Raw genomic sequence first — 22,111 nt, 5'->3', positions numbered from 1 at the left:
CAACATTTGGGGTAATTCTGAAAGCTATCAGAATTGCCTTAATTTTTTTATAAGAATTTGCTTCTTTGTTAAAGAATTCAGTGAATTTTAATAAAATTGCTACTTTTGCCAGAAACTTTTGTCAGAATACATCGGTCTGGTTTTTCAAAGTATCCAAATATCTATAAATGAATTCTTCTGCTCAAGGCATTCCCGGATTGCCTGATTTGACGCATCCTCATGAGTTACTGCAATTTGGCAGCCAAATACTTAAAGGTTCACTGTTAATTGTATTTTTAGTTATAGCTTTAGGAATAGCGATCGCTCTAGTCAGTTTTTCGCTCAGACGCAATTCGTTAGAACAATCAGTTTTCTTTGGCGAATGGGCGATTCATTATTCTCAAATTTTAAAAGGGCTACAGCATTTAGCTTTAATATTAGTGCTGTTAGTCACGGGATTTTTTCTGTGTTCAACCTTAAGCAATCGCTATCACTATTGGGAACAAGCTAGGGTAGCGCAAGTAGCTGAAAGTGTTGCTGGTGACAAGCTAGAACAAACTGCACCTCAAATACGCTACGTAGCTCAAGAACCATACACTTATACAACTAGAGTTAAAGACAAGATAGTTAAAGTAAATGATACGCAAAAAGTCAATCGCTTCTTGACATTTGCTGGATCGCAGATTCAAGTAAAGCTCGATCAAAGTGTAGATGTGAAAGGACGCAGCTCTGTTTATATCGTAGATTACACTGCTGAATACAAAGTTATTAACCAACTCAAAGATATTAATAGTTTTTTCTTTGAAGCACCGCCGCCTAACGGTTACTCACTGCTATCTAGATATAAAGTAGAGCGAGATAACACTCAGTTACAACAAACTAATCCTGGTGATTACGGCTTTCCTTTTGGCTTAGAACCAGGCGCAGAAACCACCTTTAAAGTTACCTATCAGGCGCAAGGCGGGCCGCGTTGGGTTTATAACGCAGCCGGACAGTTACTTTCTAAATTTCGCTTAACAGCAATTGCTAATTTTAGCCCAGTAGATTTTGCTAGCGGCATTGTACCAAGTAATAAAAAATCTGAGAAAGGACGCACCGAATTTACTTGGATATTTGATGACAATGTTTCTGTAAAAAATCCTTTTGGTGTGTTTACAAATACTGCACCAATTAAGAATACAGGTATTATTCCCCGGTTATTATTGTTAGCACCAGCTATATTTTTGTGGTGGATATTATTGCTATATTTATCGATACCAATGAATTTAAAAAATATAGCGATCGCTGGGGGAATTTTCTTTGCTTGTTTATTAACACTCACCTATTTAGGTCGGTTAATTAGCCCTCAATTAGTTTGGACAATGATTTCACTAGTCTTACTCACCTTAATGTGGGGATTGGGTTCAACTCGTCGTGCTTCCTTAGCCGCGATCGTTTGCACTATTGCCGGTGCAGTACTACCTGTATTTGGATTATTAGTACCATACAGCGGCCTTACCCTCAGCCTAGCCGGTTTGCTTTCAGCAGTTTGGCTAGCAGTGCGCCACTGGTATGGCTGGGAACCTTCTTCAGCAGCGCGATAAATAGTATTTCATAGCAGGTTGCAATCAAAGATATTATTTGTCATTGCGACCGGAACGCAGTGAAGGGAAGCAATCTTATTAATTCTGAGCTACTACCACAGACTGCAACTTAGTATCACTTATAGGGGCGGGGGTTCCCTGTCCTTAACCACAATTCTTATATTTGAGATTAAATTTTTACATTTTAATAAAGAATATGCTTGCCAGACTCCGCCGTCTTTGGAATCAATTTTTTAATAAGACAAGAACAATCAATAACCAACCATTAAATCCTGTTAGTTTGATTGTCATTATTCTGATTGATATTTTTATCTTAATTAATGTTTTTAACGGACTGGATGATATTAGCCGATGGCATCTCAGCCCTTACCAAGCTTACCCATGTTATGCCGAGTGGGAAAATTACCGCACAAAAACCACTCAAGATAAAGACTATGAAATTATTAAGTTGGCATTGCCATACAACATCAATAATCAACCCAGTTTTCAGCAAAACTATCAACTAGCCCAAACAGGTCATCTAGGTAAAGTTTCACCAACCTGTTTAGAGTACGCAGGCTACAAAGATAAAATTAACAGTCCTGAGAATCAGCAAACTATAAAAAGTATCGATCGGGAACAAGCAAAAATTAGCAATCTGGAACAAGCCAATCGTAATATTCGCGCTCAATACGACTCAACACTGTTAGAAAAAATTGCCGGACAGCCTCGCGAGCAATCAATTAATCAAGTTGCGGCGGAAAAAGCCAAACAGAATTTAGAGCAAAATAACCGCCAAATTTCTACTTTCAAAACCGAAATTTCTAATCAGAAAAATGGACTGATATCAAAATCAGAAAGCGTTAGGTTTCTAGCTTTTCTCAAAGACAATAATAAATTCACTGAAATTGAAAAAGGCTACAAACAAGCATCCTTTTGGTATCCAAGTATCCAACTTGGTTTTCAAACCCTGTTTTTATTGCCACTAATTCTCATTGCCTTCTCAGTTCACAATTTTGCTCAACGCCGAGGATATGGATTAATTTCGCTCATTAGCTGGCATTTACTAATAATCTTTTTTATACCGCTAATCCTCAAAATATTCCAATTTCTCCAAATCGGGGCACTATTTCAATTCCTCTTTGATGTAATTAGCGCCATTTTTGGCGGATTGCTGTTCCTTATCAGTTATATTTATATCTTGCTAATTCCCCTTTTGGGTTTTGGCATTATCAAGTTTTTTCAACAGTTTGTTTTCAATACAAAATTACAAGCAGCTAAGAGAGTACAAAACTCCTGCTGTGTTAACTGTGCTAAGAGAATTCGGCAGCACGATAACCACTGCCCGCACTGCGGTTATTATCAATATATAGAATGCCAAAACTGCCACGAACTTACTTACAAACTTTTACCGTATTGTAAACATTGTGGACACTTTCAGGAGCCTTGATGCACTGCTGTGGAAATCAAGATGGTGCATTAAACTACCCTTCTCTTGTCGAAGACTCTGCATACAGCTTACTCAATCGCAGGAGTAAGCGGTTACGTAATAGACTCTATAAATATTGAATAACTCACTTTTTGGTATTCCCCACTCAGTTGTCAGTGAACCTTGACAAGTGTTGTTTGTATTTTGGGGGATGTTTAAATTTTGCTGCTGGGTCAAACTGAGCGCTATTTTCCAGTACCTAATTCCCAGTTGCTAATGCCCAATTCCTTGGGAAATCCAGAATTCAGTACCATTATTGGGAATACTGAGACAGTGAAGGCTTGGTATTAACACTTCAGCGTTACTACTAACGCACTGACCATGACAATCACTTACTCTGCTTACCAAATATTCCCTAGAGAAAAATTAGCAATTTGTCAGGATAGTACTTCTATCCCCGTGTAGATATGACTATGCCGATTATGAACATGATATTTACTGAAATATGTTTATACCACGTTACTTTTGTAACAGTCAAGTCCCATCGAAGTTGAAATGTTGAAAATATATTTCAAAGCGTAAAGGCTAGCTGTAGATGTGAATAGCTATTGGTTCAATCAGACTGCTACAGCCGCCGACTATTTCGGTAGTCATGTTTAAAAAACCATCAGTACAGTTTTTTTTAGATTTTTTTTAAAAAAAACCGTAATGTCACCCTCAACCGTGTTAGTTCATCTTGAATCACGGGAACAATAGCAACAGTTAATTAGCTGACCATAATTTTTAGCTGACCGTAATCTATTGTTACCTGGAGCCATTGAGACGATCTTTATGCCAGCAACATCTTTTTACGCAGATGCCCCCTACAACGCCCCAAAATCCCAGCATATCTTAGACCGAGATCTCACAGTTGACGAAGAGTTACCTGTAGACGATTTGCAGGATTTGGAGTTGGCTTCTGTCGATCCTGCTCATTTCGCTGCTAACACCAACCGTAGGAGTACAGACTTAGTACGCCTATATCTTCAGGAAATTGGTCGGGTTCGGTTGTTAGGCCGGGATGAGGAAGTTTCAGAAGCGCAAAAAGTCCAGCGTTACTTACGTATGCGGATAGTACTTGCTAATGCCGCTAAACAAGGAGATGCAGTAATTGAGCCTTATCTGCGCTTAATTGAAGTTCAGGAGCGTCTAGCATCTGAATTAGGACATCGCCCATCTTTAGAAAGGTGGGCTAACACTGCTGGCGTGAACGTTTCCGACTTGAAACCAATTTTGTCAGAAGGTAAGCGGCGGTGGGCAGAAATTGCCAAAATCACAGTGGAAGAACTGGAGCAAATTCAATCTCAAGGACTCCAGTCTAAAGAACACATGATTAAGGCTAACCTTCGTCTAGTGGTGTCTGTTGCGAAGAAGTACCAAAATCGCGGCTTGGAATTGTTGGATTTAGTCCAAGAAGGCACGCTAGGTTTAGAGCGAGCTGTCGAGAAATTTGACCCAACTAAGGGTTATCGCTTTAGCACCTACGCTTACTGGTGGATTCGTCAGGGTATTACAAGAGCGATCGCAACTTCTAGTCGGACAATTCGCCTACCCGTTCATATTACTGAAAAGCTGAACAAAATCAAAAAAGCACAACGCAAAATTGCTCAAGAAAAAGGTCGTACTCCCACCTTGGAAGACTTGGCTGTTGAGTTAGAAATGACTCCTACCCAAGTAAGGGAAGTGTTGTTACGAGTACCTCGCTCTGTTTCTTTAGAAACCAAGGTAGGCAAGGATAAAGACACAGAATTAGGCGAATTACTCGAAACTGATAGTGTTACGCCAGAAGAATTATTAATGCGAGAATCTTTACAAAGAGACTTGCAACATCTGTTAGCTGATTTAACCAGTCGCGAAAGAGATGTTATTCTCATGCGGTTTGGTTTGGCAGATGGTCATCCTTACTCTTTAGCAGAAATTGGCCGCGCCCTCGATCTATCTCGCGAACGAGTACGGCAAATCGAATCTAAGGCTTTACAAAAGCTACGCCAACCAAAGCGGCGTAACCTGATCCGCGACTATTTGGAATCTCTTAGCTAGTGGTGTATGTCATTAGTTTTATTGGGAAAATAAGTTCGTAGTAGGACTTTAGTCTGGGATTTTTAAGCACCCTTTGTGCTTACTACGAACTCATCAGTAACCGAGTTGCTCGATCCCCGTTGCCAAAATCTCTCTTTAGTTTGTGGCAAATAATTTTCATTTAAGTCAGCTAGAGTTTTACGAACTCTACTTTCAAGATGCTTTGATAGCGGGGATCGTCTATTACTTTTGGTTTATCAATGTTTCATGAATTATTCTTCAGTCTTTAGTAAAGATTCTCAATAAGCTATGGTTGTTGCAAATTGCTCAAAATATTTGCTATATTCTCAACTATTAGGCTTTGTTGAGAAAAATTAGTATGACTGTTTACACATCTAGTTCACTCAAAGCAGAGTTAAACGATCGCGGCTGGCGTTTAACTCCCCAACGAGAAACAATTCTACACATTTTTCAAGAGCTTCCGCAAGGTGAACACCTCAGTGCCGAAGATCTTTATCATCGATTAGAAACTGAAGGTGAAGGAATCAGTCTCTCAACGATTTATCGGACTTTAAAGTTGATGGCCCGGATGGGTATTTTGCGGGAATTAGAGCTGGGAGAAGGACATAAACATTACGAACTTAATCAGCCCTACCCCCATCACCACCATCACCTCATCTGTGTCAGATGTAACAACACCATTGAGTTTAAAAACGACTCAATTTTAAAAATTGGTGCGAAAACTGCTCAAAAAGAAGGCTTCCATCTTCTTGATTGTCAGCTGACTATCCATGCAGTCTGTCCCAAGTGCCAAAGGGCGCTAATGCCGTTGTAGTACCTGGGTAGGATAACAAGGCGGAGCCTCAATCTAACCAAATCTGGAATTTTGAGCAGTTTCTCATTCGCTGTTATCGGAGGTAGCAACCAATTGGAACTTACTGCCAGTATCTAAGCGGATGCTAAAAGCGTCCGCTTCTTATATCGCTGAGACTGATACCGTAAAACTCTTGAGCTTGTTTGATTGCTTTTTTGGTATCGTCTGCCATGACACCATTGAGTTCACCTTTGTAAAAGCCTTTTTCTTGCAATCGCCGTTGAATTTCCAATACGCTAAACTCACTCTTGGGAGTATTGCTCACTAAGCTATATAACTTAGCTCTGGTTGTTGGGCCAGCGACACCGCTGGGGGCTAAATAATTAGCAGCTTGAAATCGGCGGACTGCATCTGCTGTATAGGGGCCAAAATAGCCATTTGGTTCTCCCTGTAAATATCCGGCTTTAATTAATTGTGCTTGGAGAACGCGAACTGCTTCACCGCGATCGCCTAGACGGAGTTTATCGCGCTCGACGACTGCTTTGGGTGCATCTTCGCCACCACCAATATCAGTTGGCGGTAATTTTGATAGTGTTGCAGGGCCGACAACGCCATCAGCATCTAATTTGTAAGCGGTTTGGAATCGCTTGACTGCTTCTTCAGTAATCGGGCCGAATATGCCTGTGGCGTTACCGTAGTAGAATCCAGCAACTCGCAACCGTTCTTGCAAAACTCTGACATTTTCACCTTCATCACCTCTAGAAAGGTAATTAGGATTGCTGCGCTTGGTAGCTGGCGTAGTTGATGCAGTAGCAACAGTAGTTTTTCTCGCCGCTGTATTGGTGTTACTAGTTTTTTTGGTTTGTGTAGTACGTACAACGGTTGGTTTATTAGCTGAACTGTTAGTACTGGTTCTTGTCGCCAGTGTATTTGTACTTACAGCCTTGGGACGCCAGCTTTGTAATTTTTGCAGAGTAGTTGTGTTGACGACACCATCCACTGGTAAACCAGCTGATTTTTGGAAGCGTCGGACAGCATCTTCTGTAGGGAAGTCGTAGATTTGAGTAATGGGAGCTTGATAAAAGCCTACTTTTCTTAACTGTTGTTGTAGATTCCTGACAGAAGGGCCTTGATCGCCTCTTTCTAATGCCATGACGCTACTAACAGCACTCAAAATAGATAAAGTAAGGGCAAGAGGTAACATATACCTCCAAGCTCTACCAGAAAGCCTTGTCCAGTCTGGTGCTGCTGCTTTGTTAAACAAAGCACTCAGAGAAACCAATTCACTGGGTTGGCTGTCTTCGTAAGCAAAAGCTAGGTGGAAATACGCGAGGTTGTCCATATTCGGTTCCTACACCACTGTTTGTTCTTCTATCGCTGCTTCAGCTTGATGTACCAGGCTGCGTAACATTTCTAATGTTTGTGTATTTACATCCTGCCATAAACCGCGTTGGTATGATTCTAATAGCCTCTCAGCAATATCACGCAATGCCCAAGGATTTTTTTTGTAAATAAACTCTGACACAATTGGATTGAGTAAATAAGCTTGTAATATGCCGTGATACATATAGTCTCCCACACATTGAGCTGTTGCATCATAGGCAAACAGAAAATCCATTGTGGCTGCCATTTCAAAGGCTCCTTTATAACCGTGGCGCATCATTCCTGCAATCCACTTAGGATTAATTACGCGAGAACGATACACCCGGGCAATTTCTTCTTTGAGTTGGCGGACTCTTGGTTGAGCAGTAATCGAATTGTCACCAAAATAAGTTTGGGGGTTTTTTCCTTGAAGCGATCGCACTGCGGCTGTTAAACCACCCTGAAATTGATAATAATCATCAGAATCAAGCAAGTCATGTTCGCGGTTATCTTGGTTGTGCAATACAACTTGTGTTTGCATCAAACGTTGCTTCAAAGCTTCAGGTGCGGCGATTGGAGATGAAGCAGAATAAGCATAAGAACTCCAATTAATGTAAGCACGAGCTAAATCTTCATCATCTGTCCAATTTTGCGATTCAATTAAACCTTGTAATCCTGCACCGTAAGCACCAGGTTTAGAACCAAAAATGCGATATTGCGATCGCCCAATTGCTTCCTCTGAAGTTAAACCTTGTTCTGTCCAAAAATCAGTATCTTGGCGAACTTGTGCAGCTAAGGGGTTTTCTTCTGCTGGTTCGTCTAATGCTGCTACTGCTTTTACTGCTGAGTCAAATAAATCAATCAAGTTGGGAAAAGCATCTCGGAAAAACCCAGAAATTCTTAAAGTAACATCAACACGCGGTCTTCCCATAACTGAAAGCGGTAAAATTTCAAAATCTACGACGCGCCTTGCTGCACCATCCCATACAGGTTGCACGCCCAGCAACGCTAACGCCTCAGCAATGTCATCCCCGCCAGTTCGCATAGTGGCTGTTCCCCATACTGACAAAGCTAGCGTTTTAGGATACTCACCATTATCTTGGGTGTAACGTTCAATTAAGGTTTCGGCTGCTTTTCTACCTATATCCCAGGCTGTTTCTGTGGGTAAGGCACGAATATCAACAGAGTAAAAGTTTTTACCTGTAGGTAAGACTTCTGGGCGTCCGCGTGTGGGTGCGCCAGATGCAGCACTTTGGACATATTTACCATCAAGTCCGCGTAGCAAGTTGGTAATTTCTTGGTTGGTTTGTTGTAATGCGGGGAGGAGTTTTGCGGATATCCAGTTGAGAACAGTGGTGAGTGCTGAGTGCTGAGTTGTGAGTTGTGAGTTATTAGCGATTAGTTGTTCGATGAGGAAGGCAGCGTGTTCTTCTAAGATTTCGATAGCATCGCCAATGGTGTGGCAAGATTTGAGTTTCGCCAAAGGCGCAGAGGCGAATTCTGGTAGGGTAAATCGATCGCCGAAGTTGGCTGTTAAGGGATCGAAATCTAAACCCCAATCTTGAGCGAGGGCGCGGGTAATACCGATGGAATGGCGATTGGGAATGCGGGCGATCGCTACTATTAAATCGCGTAATTGTCGTCCTTGAGGACATTGCCCAAAAATGTGCAATCCGTCACGAATTTGCGCTTCTTTTAATTCGCAAAGATAACCATTTATGGAATTTAAAATTAAATTTTCAAAATTTAAAATATCTTGTTCATTTGTAATTCCTAAATCATGTTGTAAATTTTCTTGAAGAATTAGTTCGCGAATGCGATCGCGAATCATTGGTAATCGCACCGGATCTAAACTTTCAGCTTCGTAATATTCATCAATTAAATTCTCCAATTGTTGTAGCGAACCATATAGTTCTGCACGAGTCATTGGTGGTGTTAAGTGGTCAATAATTACGGCTTGAGTGCGGCGTTTAGCTTGTGAACCCTCACCGGGATCGTTGACAATAAACGGGTATAAGTGAGGCATTGCCCCCAAAGCAACTTCGGGATAACAATTACTTGATAAGGCTAAACTTTTACCCGGAAGCCATTCGAGATTTCCATGTTTCCCTACATGAACGACTGCATCCGCAGCAAAACATTCTCTCACCCAGTAATAAAAGGCTAAATAAGCGTGGGTTGGTTCCAAATCTGGTGCATGATAACTCAAACTGGGGTCGAGATCGTAACCCCGTGCTGGCTGAATTCCGACGAAGATGTTACCGAGTTGAATACCGGGAATGGGCATGGGGTATAGGGCATTGTTATTTTCTCCTTGTTCCCATCGCTGAGAAATACCTTGCTGTACTGGCTCTGGTAAATTAGCGAAATAATTTTGATATTCTGCCTCAGATAGACTTTGCTGTACTGTACGCCAATCTTTACCTTCTGGATCGTTGGTTACGCCAGCAGTAAGACGTTGAATTAATTCATCGCTATCAGCAGGCAAATTTTCTACGTGATAGCCAGCTAATTGCAAAGCTTGAAGAATTTCGATACAGCTAGCTGGGGTATCTAGCCCTACACCATTAGCTAAACGTCCATCACGGTTGGGGTAATTTGCGACAATTAAGGCAATTCGCCGTTCTTGGGGTGGCTTGGAACGTAGGCGTACCCAATTAGCTGCGAGTTGAGTGACAAATTCAATGCGATCGCTTACTGGCTCATAAACTACCACATCTGTTTCTAAATCCTGATTGCGAGTTTGCACTGTTTTAAAAGACACAGCACGGCTAATAATTCGCCCATCCACCTCTGGTAGTGCCACATTCATAGCAATATCGCGGGGAGAAAGCCCTGATAACTGTAACTCCCACTGCTCAACAGCACCACCACTGAAGATTACCTGAAACACTGGCACATCCAATTGCTCCCACAATTCGATTTGAGGCGTTTCTGTTTCCAATCGCGCCAGAGAGAAACTAGTGGTATTGAGCAGCAGTGCAATTTGTTCTGAGTCTTTTGGCTGAAAAAACTCGCTCAACTCAACTTGGATATCCGGTTCGCGCAATGAAGAGACAAACACTGGCACGGGTTGTAAATTTTTCTGTACCAAAGATTGACATAAAGCATCAATTACCTTTGTATTTCCTGACAAATAGTGAGCGCGATAAAAAAGAATCCCGACTTTGGGAATGGGGCATTGGGCATTGGGCATGGAGTATTTTCCTCCTCTGCTCCTCTGCTCCTCTGCTCCCTCTGCTTTCTTCTCCTTATCCCCATTCCCCAGTCCCCACTCATACAACCCAATACGCGGAACTAACTGCGGTGGTGAGGGATTGAATGAAGTTGATAGGCAAGTATCAGCAATAAATTGGAGTGCGTTAACAAAATTATCTACACCACCTTGGTTAAAGTATTGCCAGACTTGGTTAACAATATCTAAAGGCACGTTAGACTGAGAAATTAACAGGGGATCAAAAGCATCATCTCCTGGCATTACAATGAAGTTGATACTATTACGTTGAACAATTTCTTGCACTACTTCTAAGCCATAAGCCCAGTAAGAACGTCCTCCTAGTAGGCGTAAAATTATCACCTGGGCAAGTTCTAAAACTTGTTCTCCGTAAGTGTCTATACTAATTTGTTGCTGTAATTGCAATAAGTTTGCGACTCTTAAATCGGGGAATGTCGCTGGTAGTTTGGGAACCGCAGCTGCCAGAGTTTGAATATCAGTATCAGCAGCTGTAATAAATACAAAGGGAGCTGGAGTTTGTTCTAGAAAAATCAGGTCTTCTGACTGATTCCAACCCCCGGATGTGGCACTTACACGATGCATAATTTTGGATTACCGCATTAAACTGTTGATTACAATACAAGAAAAAACCTTTTAGACCAGCAGCCAGCCCCTAACTAGACTCTTGAACATGCTTAGTTCTCCTGATTTGAGCTTCTCCCAAACCTTACCCTTAGATACATTTAATCAGCTTGGGGAATTGTTACAGCAGATGGCTCAAGCAGTGGGAGATGGGGCTTTGTTAGTGACAGAGGCTGTTTTATCAAGGATTCGCGTACCTGTTGAGTGGCAGGAGCAACGATTTACATTACTAGTTTCTGAGCAGTTTAGTGCGCTTTTGCTGGGACATTGCGTTCAGGAGCAACAGCTATTTGGTACAGAAGCAACATCAGTTTCGACAACGGGCGTAAGCCCAACTGATAGCGTGCTGAATGCTGCGAATCAGCAGCAGCAACTTCCTCCTACTTGGCATCGCAAAGGACTCTACAGTCATCAGGACTCAACGGAACTCACTACTAGCTTGACATTTAATTCAGAGGCGATCGCTTCCTTTCTCTGGAAATTACGAAATTTGTTTGGGTCTGATTCTTACACTTATCAAAATCTTGAACGTTTTGGTCAAGTTATTGGTACTAATGATGCTAGACTCCAAAGTCAATTTAGCCTCTTGTTATTACAATATCTCCTACCGCAAATTAATCATGAGGTTGAATTAGCATCAGTGCCAGACTGCGCTATTGCTTATAGCTGTCAACCTGTAGAAGATGCCCTGAAAAAACAGATTAACCAAGAACGGCTGTTAAATCAGGTAACAACCCAAATCCGCAGAAGCCTAGATTTATCAGTAATTATGGCGACTGCGGTTACACGTGTGCGTGAGTTTTTAGAATTAGACAGAATCGTAATTTATAAATTTGAGGACTCTCGAAGTTTACAATATCCTTTTGACACGTCTGCCTTCAATGGCGCGAACCTTAGTAATCAGCTGGGTGCGCAACGAGGAGATCCTCCCCAATCACTGAACAGGCAATACTCACCGCCAACGCCACTCAACCCCCAACCCCCACTACAAGATTATCAACGGCATGGGGGTTGTATTGTTTATGAGGTTCGGGCTACAGATGAGATTCCATCGGTGTTGCATTACCGTGAAGAAATGTGTTTTTTGCGCTCCTCTCAATGTTGGGAAAAGTATCGTCAAGGCTTTACCCTAGCTGTGGATGATGTAGAAAAAACTTATTCTCTAGAAGAGTGTTTGTTAAATTTTTTAAGGGAAGTGAAGGTAAGAGCCAAGTTAGCTGCTCCAATTATGTTTGAAGAGAAACTTTGGGGTTTGCTAATTGCTCATCAGTGCCACAGTCCACGAGAATGGACGGAAAGTGAAAGAAATTTGCTGACTTCGATTGCCGAACAATTAGCGATCGCCATTCATCAAGCAGAGTTAATGCGATCGCTAACTCAAGAAAAGCATACTTTAGAACAGCGTGTTGTTGAGCGCACAGTGGCGCTACGCGATGCTTTACTGGCCGCCGAAGCTGCTAGTCGCCTGAGAAATGAATTTCTCGCCACCATCAGCCATGAATTGCTCACGCCTTTAACTTATGTAATTGGGATGTCTTCTACACTGTTACGCTGGCCTTTGGGTGAGTTGAGTCAACGCCAACGAGATTATCTGCAAACCATCCACGACAGCGGCGAACATTTATTAGAAATGATTAATGACATCCTCGATTTATCTCAAATTGAGGCAGGTAAAACAGTTTTAAATATTACGGAATTTTCCTTAAGAGATGTGGCAGAAAATGCTGTAAAAGCGTTAGAAGAAAAAGCCGCAATCGAACAGCTGCATCTGACACTCGATTTACAAATCGATCCCAGACGCGATCGCTTTACTGCTGATGTCTCCAGAATAGATCAAATCATTTCCAATTTATTAACTAATGCGATTAAATTTACACCTAAAGGTGGCAATGTCACCTTGCGGCTTTGGGTAGAAGATGATACTGCTATCTTTCAAGTAGAAGATACTGGTATTGGTATTCCTGAAGAAAAATTACCATTACTGTTTGAGAAATTTCAACAACTCGACACACCCTATCGTCGTCGCTATGAAGGTACAGGGCTGGGTTTGGCTTTAACTAAACAACTGGTAGAACTTCATCGCGGTCGCATTGAAGTCGAGTCTACTGTAGGCATTGGCTCAATTTTTACCGTCTGGATACCAGCCCAACCGCTAAATGTGGTGAAGACTTAAGCTAGAATAATTCGTAATTAATAATGCTTCAGGCGGACTTTTAGTATAGCGATCGCCCAATCCTCGATTAATAAATTCATGCCATAATTAGGCTATTAATTATTAATATATAAATAATAGTAATTAAGTAGAAAGCGATAAATAAACATAACTATTTACATAAAAGTAAATTTGAATCAAACCCTCTTCCCTTGTGCTTTCTGCCTGCTACCTGCTGCCTTCTCCTCCATAAAAGTATTGACTCTAACCTACTTAACAATTATCTAACTTCACATAACTCTGGAAACAATTAACCTGACTAAATCTTATTATCTAGCTCTGCCTTGAGAATGATTTTATCGCACATTAATTGCCATCAATTTCATTCTTCAGATTGATGCAAGCATTTAATAATCAGGATAAAAATAAATTATCGACCTCAGGTGAAGAGACTAAAACTTCAATCATTAATTATCTGTTGAGTAATAATTATATATTAATTGATTATTCAACTTAGTCAAAAGAAGTTTATTTCTTCACTAGGTTAATTAGCCAAAATTCGAGATAGAGACATACCTGAAAAATTGATTTTTTATAATTAACCAGTCAGGAAAGATGCTTCTCTTCTCTCTTAAAGTACAAGTTCTGCGTTTTTGACGCTATTATTGAGGAATGCAAATGAAAATTATTGCTTTGGTTTCATCTATCTTACGTCCTGTACGTTTTCTAGTTGTCGCTTTTACCTGTGCATTGTTATTGCTATCTAATGCATTTCCCGCTTTCGCGATTGATAGCTATCGGAGCAATCCCGAAGAAGCCACTACACAACTTCTGGACATTCAGCGCAAAACTGACGAAGTAGAGAGATCCGCACCTCCAGGATTGAATAAGGTTCAAGAGGAATCCAATAAGGGGCTAAATGAAGTTCAGGGAGATGCAGATATCGACAAGATGAAGCGTCCTTCTAATTCACAATCTGCAACTTCAGTAGAAGAAAAAATAGAGAATGTACTGGAAAAAGTTACAGGTAAGAAGTAGGTTGCATAATAGTAATCTTGGGAAAGTAACGGTAAATTTACCTCTGTATGTTGAAATAAACCGCGATTTCCCATACCTGATATCTTTGCCCAGATTGTGAAGTAACCCTTTATTAACACAGTAACTCGATCTAGCTTTTAGTGGAGGCATCTTGATTCGTGAGAATATTCAAGATGCCTCTTGCTATTAAATATAGTTTGGGAATTACTTTCAAGTTCTCTGTAGAAGATAACTTAATATTGCAGAAAACTTAAATACTAATTAGGAAATTAGTAAGCGAATAAGCCGCGCCGATAAAGGGCGTCGGCTTGAATGAATTTTTAAGCTACCACGTTGACAGAAAGATTAATCCTCAATATTTAAAATCTAATTTTGTAATTTTCGCTTTAATATAGAATTTCTACATAGCCTTCCGTTCCATTAACCCGAATTCTCTGTCCGTCATCAATCAGTTTGGTAGCACTTTCTACTCCGACAACTGCTGGTAAGCCATATTCACGTGCGATAACTGCTCCATGAGTCATCAGTCCACCAACTTCAGTGACTAGGCCTTTTATGGATACAAACAATGGTGTCCAGCTAGGATCAGTAAAGGAGGTTACTAATATATCTCCATCTTCTAGATCGGCATCTTCCATGTTTAAGATGACACGCGCTCGTCCCTCTATAACTCCAGAGGAAACAGGTAGACCTATAATAGCTTCGGCTGGGAGATTTTCTCGTTTGTACCGACCTGCAATGATTTCACCATCAGACGTAATCACACGTGGGGGAGTTAGTTTTTCATATAATTTGTACTCGTCTTTTCGTTTGCCGATCGTTTGGTAATCAACTTTATTTGTGAGTACGACTTCGCGAAGTTCTTCAAAAGTGAGATAGTATATATCTTCTTTTTCATGAATAATGTTGGCTTGTACCAGTTGTTCGGCTTCTTTGAGTAAAGCTTTCTTATAAACGAAGTAGCGATTAACTATGCCGTATTTTGGATACTCACGATAACCGATGAAATTCCGGATTAAACTAATTATTCGTTTTGTCTCTTCAGCCTTTTGTTCGCTATCCGGTAATTGCTTCAATCGATCTAATAACTCTTGTTCTTTTTTCAAAGCCTCCTGTCGCCCTTGCTCAAATTTGCGATCGCCAGCACCAGGCTCAAAGTTTTTGATATGACTGAGAATCATCGGGATAAGTGTAGTTGGTTTTTCACTCCAACGAGGTCTTGTAATATCAATTTCACCAGCACATCGCATTCCGTATTTGTTGAGATAAGCATAGATAGCGTCCCTGGCTTTCTGTCCACCCTCAAACTTAATCAGTTCATCCAGAAAGTTGTCATCTTTTACCTTTTGTAAATAATCAATTACTTCAGGATAAGGACGAATCACATCTGCGACATCCAATAGTTCCAGACCCATAGACGAAGTAATATTGTTGGGTACAGATTGAGAAAGCGTGTCTGCTACATTTTTTTCACCTAACCACTCCTGCATTTTTTCATTGATCCATGATGAAGCATTCATAGCAGTCATAATCGCACCAAAACTTTGGGGATCGGATAAACTCTTCTTTAATTTCTGGATATCTTCTTGAATAAAATCAAATAAATCTGCTCCTGACTTCGTTTGGATGTTATGTTTTAACTCTTCTATCGATGCTTGATTACGCTGAATCAGATCGGGAACAATCGCCGGATCGTATTCGGTCAGCGTTTGAAAATCCAAAGATGATGTACCCTTATTGCTGTTACCGGCACTTTGTTCTTGCTTGTCCTCTGGTAACAATTTTATGAAATCTCCCCGATCTAGTATGGTCATAAGTGCGTCCCTTATAAGCGGATCGGATTTCCCAAGAACGTTGACTAAAATGTCTCTTCTAACAGGTGAAGCCAGATCGTGTGTAACATCAACAAACAACCTTCCACCCGCTTTATACATGGGTCGAGCAGCTGTCAACTGAAATAAAGACAATCCCAATGGTTTGATCGGGTCAGTCATCATTTGTTGATGACCGACAGATACATAGACGTGATTTTCGCGATCGCTCGCTTCAGGGATCGGGTATAAAGTTGTGATAGGGCGACTCTGGACAATATGAAATGTGTCATCAACCAAACACCATTCGATGTCCTGGGGGTGTCCGAAATGTGCTTCAATCTTTCTACCGATGCGCTCAAGCTGCAAAATCTGCTCGTCTGTCAGCGCTTGCCTATTCTGCCGTTCAGGTTCAATCTCCTGTTCTTTCGTACCGCCATCTTTTAAGGCATAAATAGCTAGTTTCTTGGTGGATATCTTCTTATCGACAACCTTGCCGTTACAAACTTTATAGATATCAGCATTCACAAGGCCAGAAACTAAGGCTTCACCAAGTCCGAAGCTGGCATCAATAGATAACACCTTCCTATTAGAAGTGACGGGATCGGCAGTAAACAAAATTCCTGCCACCTGCCCAAAGACCATCTTTTGAACAACCACAGACAGGTGGACTTTACGATGGTCAAAGCCGTTTTGAAGGCGGTAAATTACTGCTCTCTCGGTAAATAGAGATGCCCAGCACTTGCTGATATGCTGATAGATTGCCTCCTTTCCGATAATGTTCAAATACGTATCCTGCTGGCCTGCAAAGGAGGCCGTCGGTAAATCCTCAGCGGTTGCGCTGGATCGTACTGCATAGGCATTTTTTTCTCCAAGCCTGGAGAGGTGGTGGGCGATCTCTTCATTAATATCTTGAGGAATGCTTATCCCTTCAATGACCCTGCGAATTTCACCGCTAAGTTCACTGATTTTATCCCCATCTTCGACCTTCAGAAGCGATAACCGTTCGAGTAATTCGTTAATCGACGATGTTTCTCCAATGGTTCTTTTAAAAGCTTCAGTAGAAATACAAAAGCCATACGGTACATAAATTCCTTCAATCTTGGTAAGTTCCCCCAGGTTTGCGCCTTTACCCCCAACAAAGGTGAGTTTTGTTTTGTCAATATCTTGAAAACAAAGCACAAATGAACTCATTAGTTTCCCTCCTTTGGCAATTCATACTTTGGTAATGTCCGCCTTCGGGTGAGATCGGTTCCTCGTGGAGTTCTTCGCGGACTTCGACGATTTTGGCAGGGGTATCGCATTTATAACAAACAGGAGGGGAAAACTAAAAATGAATATTTGCGATCGATGATTGCCGAGGTTTTGACTTGGGGTTTAAGTCCAAAAACCATAATTACTGACACTTGGTATTCGAGCAAAAAAAATCTAAAGTTCTTTAAAGACAAAGGATTAGAGTTTTTCGCTGGAATAGCTAAAAATCGCTCATGTTCGGTTGATAGACACAATTTTACTCAAGTCCAAAAGATATAAATTCCCAAATCTGGTTTAATAGTATATCTAAAAAATTTTGGTCAAGTAGAAGGTATTTCGTAGAAGTTTCAAAAAGAAAACTTACAAATATTAAATGATGTACATCTCTGAAAAAGATGCACGACTGCATAATATTAATTTTCTGACAATGCGTAATTGGCACATCTATCTATTAGCATAAAAATAGAATATTAACTGAAAATTTAAAATTATTTAGGATCTTTCTAGAGACTGATGTAAATTTAGGATTTAATTTGTGAACTTAGTAAATAAGTTCGCCAAGAGAAGAGAGGGAAATTAATGCCTAAAATTAACATAGGGTTGACAGAGCAACAACGCCAAGGTGTGATCGATCTATTGAATCAAGATTTAGCTGATGCCTATGTGTTGTTAGTTAAAACTAAGAAATATCACTGGGATGTTGTGGGCCCTCAATTTCGTACCCTGCACCAGCTTTGGGAAGAACACTACGAAAAACTGACTGAAAATATTGATGCTTTAGCAGAACGAATTCGTGCTTTGGGTGGTTATCCAGTAGGAACATTGGAGGGATTTCTCCAGATTGCTACCCTCAAGGAACATGGCGGTCAAGTTCCTATAGCCACAGAGATGGTAGCTAATTTAGTGCAAGATCACGAGCAGGTAATTCGTAACTTTCGGGAACATGTAGATCGTTCTGGTGAAGAGTTTCACGACCAAGGAACTGCTGACTTTTTGACTGGATTAATGGAAGAGCATGAAGAGATGGCTTGGATGCTGCGCTCGTTTATTGAAGGGCAAGCATTAGACCCCAGTAATAAAGAATCAGCAGCAGCTGACACTCAAACTCCTGTCGGTGTGTAGCTCAGTTGCTCAAGCATAATACCTAACTTTAAATGGCAGTCTGTGGAAAAAAGAAATTTATCCGCAGCTGCCTATTTAATCTGTACTTTGCAATAACAACATTCAAGGAGATGTAAATGCCAGAAACACACACAGCAGAACGTACCGTTTCAGCTGTATTTAAAGAACAAAAGCAAGTTGATGATGTAATTCGCCGTTTGTTAGATCGGGGTGTCTCTAGAGATCGTATTTCCGTATTGGGCAGAAACTTTCAATCAGAAACGCGAATTGCTGGTTTCATTACCAAAAGAGATGTGATTTTTGGAGGTTTGAGAACTGGGGCAATTTTTGGTTCCTTATTTGGTTCCTTTCTCAGCTTGCTGACAGGAGTAGGCGTACTGTTTATTCCCTTTGTTGGGCCGATTGTAGCAGCAGGCCCAATCAGTGCGCTATTGCTTGGGGCTGCAAGCGGTGCGATCGCAGGTAGCGCTGGTGCAGGATTGGTGTCAGTTTTAACTGCTTTAGGAATGCCAGAAGATAAAGCAGCAGTTTACCAAACCCGCTTGCAAGCTGGCGAGTTTTTATTAATGGCAGAAGTACCAAGCGATCGCGCTGGAGAATTTCAACTATTACTAGAAAGCGCTGGCGGTGAAGAAATTCATACCGCCGAGAAAACCTTTGCTCGTCCTTGTCCCGGCCCTTGCAACAAGCCAGAAGACTTATCTCCAGAAGTTCGCGCTCATCTTTCGGCAGAAGCACAACGCACATTTATTGAATGCTATAACGCTAAACTCAGCGAAACTAGCGACGAATTCACCGCCGAACAAGCTGCTTGGGAAGCAGTGCATCAGCAATTCGATGAAGATGAAAACGGTGTGTGGTCTAAAGCCAAGGTAAACGTTTAAGGTAGTTTGATATAGCCCCAGGCTTTAGCCTGCGGGCAATAGAGGATATTATTAACGCCGATATTCATCGCCGCAATCGCCAATTAACTGATATAAATCTCGTGAATTTTGAGACACCGCATCTATTTGATTTACATCCTCAGCATCTAAGCTAAAATCAAATACTTTCGCGTTATCTTCTAAATGTTCAGATATGCCCAACCTCGCACCAACAATTACTCCCCCAACAGCAGGCTTATCTAAAATATAACGTAATGCTACGTTAGCAATACTAACTCCATGCTTATCGGCAATAGATTTGAGAGTAGAAAGTAACTCTTGAAATAATTGCCAACCACCCCAAGCATCAACCATATTCTTATATTTTTTCAAGCTAACTGTAGCTAGATCAAATCCTCGCGGTTCTGGTTTACCTAAATACTTTTCTGATAGTAACCCACCGCAAACTGTACCATAAGTAAAAAGTTTGATGTCGTGCTGTTGACAGAACTGAATCATATTAACTTCTGGACGACGGTCAACCAATGAAAATTGCACTTGGTTAGAAACGATTTTGATACCTGCTTCCACAATAATTTGCAGATGTTCAGTATCAAAGTTAGTCAAAGCTAAATGCTTAATTTTCCCCTCAGTTTGCAGTTCTGCCATATATTTAAGGGCATCAAGGTAGTTTTTATCTCGATACTCCCACCAGTGAAACTGCATCAAATCTAATGATTCTACATCCATCCTTCTCAGGGAGATATTAATATTGTCCTCGACAATTTTTTTCGTCATTTTCCCAGGACGAGGCACCCATTTGGTGAAGGCTTGAATTTGAGATACAGCTTCTTGACCGCGAGTTGCAATTAGTTGACGGCGGAACTCACCAATTAAGTCCTCAGCCGGGCCGTAATGGTCTGCTAAATCCCAAGTAGTAAAGCCTGCATCCACATATTTGAACATAGTTTGAATAGCAGCCTTGGGATCGATGCGTCCATGTCCGCCAGAAACTTGCCACATTCCATTTAAGATGCGGCAGATATTTAAATCGGAGGTAAATTGTAGATAACTTGCTGCGGGTAGTGCCATTTTGAAAGATAAATAATAAATTATTTAACGCCAGTCTTTTTCTGCTCGATCTAAAACATAAGCAGAAACATCTTGAATTTGTTCTATAGTCAAGCGGTCTTTGTAAGCTGACATATTATTTTTACCATTGGTGACAATGGATGATATTGCTTCTAAAGAATCCATACCATATTTCTTGAGCGCTTTTTTCTTTAAAGTCTTACCTCGTCTGACAATATTACCACCGTTGATATGACAACCAGCACAATGCATCTCAAATATTTGTGCGCCATTATCTATATCTGCTGCGCTAGCAGGCGGCGTTAGAATATTTGTCAGTATTAAGAAAGTAATTAATATCAATTTTATAATTATTTTCAACATAATTTTTACTAATATCTTAAGTTTTAATTCTATAAAGATTCAAAATATACGGTAAATCCAGAAAATTTTTGGCATTCTTCCACAAAAGCTTCAGCATCGCTAACATCTTCAATTTTGTATACCATAATCCGCTTACCATCGGGCATTTTTTTAGAAGTAATGCAAGTACCTGGATATTTATCTGCTAATGCTTTAAATTCAGCACCATAGAGTTTCCAAGCTTCTCCAGAACAATCAATGTTTACTTGCCACATAATTAAAATCTATTGTGTACCAATAAATTTTAATCATCTCATAATTTGGATATTTGTGTGACAAATTCAGGATTAACGAACCGCCAAGGACGCCAAGGCCGCCAAGCACAGAAATAGAAGATTAATAACTGAGATTTTGGTGATTTTCTATCTAAAGGAAGTGCCTGACTCAAACAGACTGCACCATAATGGCAATAGAGGAGCTTGTCTGGAAATTTATATCCAAATTATCTACATACAAAGAGTTGAAGATGGCTAGTAACAATATCAAAGAGAAAATTCAAGCAGATTTGCAACAAGCCAGAGAAACTGGACAGTTGAGAAGCGAACGAATTAGAGAGATTGTCAAAGCCGCAGTTTCTCAAGTAGGTTCTGAGTTTAGGTCGGGTTCTATAGAACTGCGTAGTATTGTCAGAGATGCTGTTTCTGCTGTAATTGAAACTTTCCAAGAAAAAGGTAGCGAAATCAAAGAAGAAGTGACAGCTTCTATTGAAGGAGTATTAGAAGGGGTTAATAGCAAACGACACGAAAATATTGCTAAAACCCAGACAGAAATTAAAAAGCTACAGTCTCAATTAGATAGCGAAGAAGAACAATTGCAACAAGAAGTTGATGTAATTTTGGCAGAGATTGAAGAGACAGGTAAAGAAACCTCTACTAGTACTAAAACTGTTCTTGACTCTGTAATCAATGGCATTAAAGATAGTGAGGAAGCAGCTTTACTCAAGAAACGCTATGCACAACTGCAAGCACAACTCGCTATTGTAAGAGCTAATTTAGCTGCACGCTACGGTGGACGTTCTGAGGAAGTGAAAGATTATTTAGAGGAAGCTAAACACTGGTATAATCAAGCTCGTCCTCAAGCAGAAAATTTGGCTACACAAGTAGAACAGAAGCGATCGCAACTCGATGATAAACTAGGTGAAGCCGGAAGTGCGATCGCACGTAAGGAACGTCAGTTAAAACAGTACTTAAGAGAGTTACTACTCACAGCAGCTGATTTGTTTAAAGACAAGGATCATTCTGATAAACCAAAGCTTCCCCATAGCTAATACTAATTCACGACAATTCTGATACATATATATTTTTTGTAGGGGTTTAG

15 protein-coding genes and 1 pseudogene are annotated in these 22,111 nt (G+C 40.7%); 10 read left to right on the top strand and 6 right to left on the bottom strand.

Translation table 11 applies throughout. The features are described 5' to 3' along the window. Positions 1–167 precede the first annotated feature (167 nt). From AACU33_RS24475 to AACU33_RS24460, 4 genes are all read left to right on the top strand, one after another. Complete coding sequence (locus AACU33_RS24475; RefSeq protein ID WP_096591390.1) at positions 168–1,562, top strand: hypothetical protein; 1,395 nt, start codon at positions 168–170, stop codon at positions 1,560–1,562. Positions 1,563–1,758: 196 nt separating this feature from the next. Continuing rightward, positions 1,759–2,991: a hypothetical protein gene (locus AACU33_RS24470; protein ID WP_096591388.1), complete on the top strand. Its 1,233-nt coding sequence runs from the start codon at positions 1,759–1,761 to the stop codon at positions 2,989–2,991. A gap of 810 nt (positions 2,992–3,801) precedes the next feature. Further along, a complete protein-coding gene (gene sigC, locus AACU33_RS24465; RefSeq protein WP_096591386.1) occupies positions 3,802–5,049 on the top strand; it encodes an RNA polymerase sigma factor SigC in 1,248 nt (415 codons plus the stop codon). A gap of 358 nt (positions 5,050–5,407) precedes the next feature. After that, positions 5,408–5,863 (top strand): Fur family transcriptional regulator, encoded by a 456-nt coding sequence (locus AACU33_RS24460; protein WP_096591384.1) that lies wholly within the window; start codon positions 5,408–5,410, stop codon positions 5,861–5,863. A gap of 124 nt (positions 5,864–5,987) precedes the next feature. Here AACU33_RS24460 and AACU33_RS24455 read toward each other — a convergent pair whose 3' ends face one another. Further along, complete coding sequence (locus AACU33_RS24455; RefSeq protein WP_096591382.1) at positions 5,988–7,184, bottom strand: peptidoglycan-binding domain-containing protein; 1,197 nt, start codon at positions 7,182–7,184, stop codon at positions 5,988–5,990. Between the two features lie 9 nt (positions 7,185–7,193). Continuing rightward, positions 7,194–11,021 (bottom strand): cobaltochelatase subunit CobN, encoded by a 3,828-nt coding sequence (gene cobN / locus AACU33_RS24450; RefSeq protein ID WP_096591380.1) that lies wholly within the window; start codon positions 11,019–11,021, stop codon positions 7,194–7,196. A gap of 88 nt (positions 11,022–11,109) precedes the next feature. Here cobN and AACU33_RS24445 point away from each other — a divergent pair, with 88 nt between their 5' ends. After that, entirely contained in the window at positions 11,110–13,233 is a 2,124-nt protein-coding gene (locus AACU33_RS24445) for a GAF domain-containing sensor histidine kinase (protein WP_096591378.1), read from the top strand. Between the two features lie 657 nt (positions 13,234–13,890). Beyond that, positions 13,891–14,250 (top strand): hypothetical protein, encoded by a 360-nt coding sequence (locus tag AACU33_RS24440; RefSeq protein WP_096591376.1) that lies wholly within the window; start codon positions 13,891–13,893, stop codon positions 14,248–14,250. A gap of 386 nt (positions 14,251–14,636) precedes the next feature. Here the strand turns inward: AACU33_RS24440 and ppsA are convergent, their stop codons facing one another. Beyond that, complete coding sequence (ppsA, locus tag AACU33_RS24435) at positions 14,637–17,255, bottom strand: phosphoenolpyruvate synthase (RefSeq protein ID WP_096591374.1); 2,619 nt, start codon at positions 17,253–17,255, stop codon at positions 14,637–14,639. Positions 17,256–17,357: 102 nt separating this feature from the next. Between ppsA and AACU33_RS37640 the strand changes: the two are divergent. The 3 genes and pseudogenes from AACU33_RS37640 to AACU33_RS24425 form a co-directional block, all read left to right on the top strand. Then, positions 17,358–17,757: pseudogene (locus AACU33_RS37640) on the top strand (IS701 family transposase); the annotation flags it as partial. A 137-nt stretch (positions 17,758–17,894) separates the two neighbouring features. After that, on the top strand, positions 17,895–18,437 hold the full coding sequence (locus AACU33_RS24430) for a Dps family protein (RefSeq protein ID WP_096591370.1): 543 nt from the start codon (positions 17,895–17,897) through the stop codon (positions 18,435–18,437). 116 nt (positions 18,438–18,553) lie between these two features. Further along, positions 18,554–19,321, top strand: coding sequence for a ChaB family protein (locus AACU33_RS24425; protein WP_096591368.1), 768 nt, complete (start codon positions 18,554–18,556; stop codon positions 19,319–19,321). A 51-nt stretch (positions 19,322–19,372) separates the two neighbouring features. Here AACU33_RS24425 and AACU33_RS24420 read toward each other — a convergent pair whose 3' ends face one another. Genes AACU33_RS24420 through AACU33_RS24410 form a run of 3 tightly spaced genes read right to left on the bottom strand, consistent with a single transcriptional unit; the run spans position 19,373 to position 21,009 of the window. Next, positions 19,373–20,392 carry an aldo/keto reductase gene (locus AACU33_RS24420; protein ID WP_096591366.1) on the bottom strand — a complete coding sequence of 340 codons (1,020 nt, stop codon included), beginning with the start codon at positions 20,390–20,392 and terminating at the stop codon, positions 19,373–19,375. Positions 20,393–20,416: 24 nt separating this feature from the next. Beyond that, positions 20,417–20,755 (bottom strand): cytochrome c6 PetJ, encoded by a 339-nt coding sequence (petJ, locus tag AACU33_RS24415; RefSeq protein ID WP_096591364.1) that lies wholly within the window; start codon positions 20,753–20,755, stop codon positions 20,417–20,419. A gap of 29 nt (positions 20,756–20,784) precedes the next feature. Beyond that, entirely contained in the window at positions 20,785–21,009 is a 225-nt protein-coding gene (locus AACU33_RS24410) for a hypothetical protein (RefSeq protein WP_096591362.1), read from the bottom strand. 251 nt (positions 21,010–21,260) lie between these two features. Here AACU33_RS24410 and AACU33_RS24405 point away from each other — a divergent pair, with 251 nt between their 5' ends. Beyond that, positions 21,261–22,061, top strand: coding sequence for a histidine kinase (locus tag AACU33_RS24405; protein WP_096595370.1), 801 nt, complete (start codon positions 21,261–21,263; stop codon positions 22,059–22,061). Positions 22,062–22,111 lie beyond the last annotated feature (50 nt).

The organism is Calothrix sp. NIES-2098 (genome assembly GCF_963875125.1).
Classification (GTDB): domain Bacteria; phylum Cyanobacteriota; class Cyanobacteriia; order Cyanobacteriales; family Nostocaceae; genus Aulosira.
The sequence above is the reverse complement of the archived record's forward strand: the minus strand, read 5'-3'. Positions and strand labels throughout refer to the sequence as shown.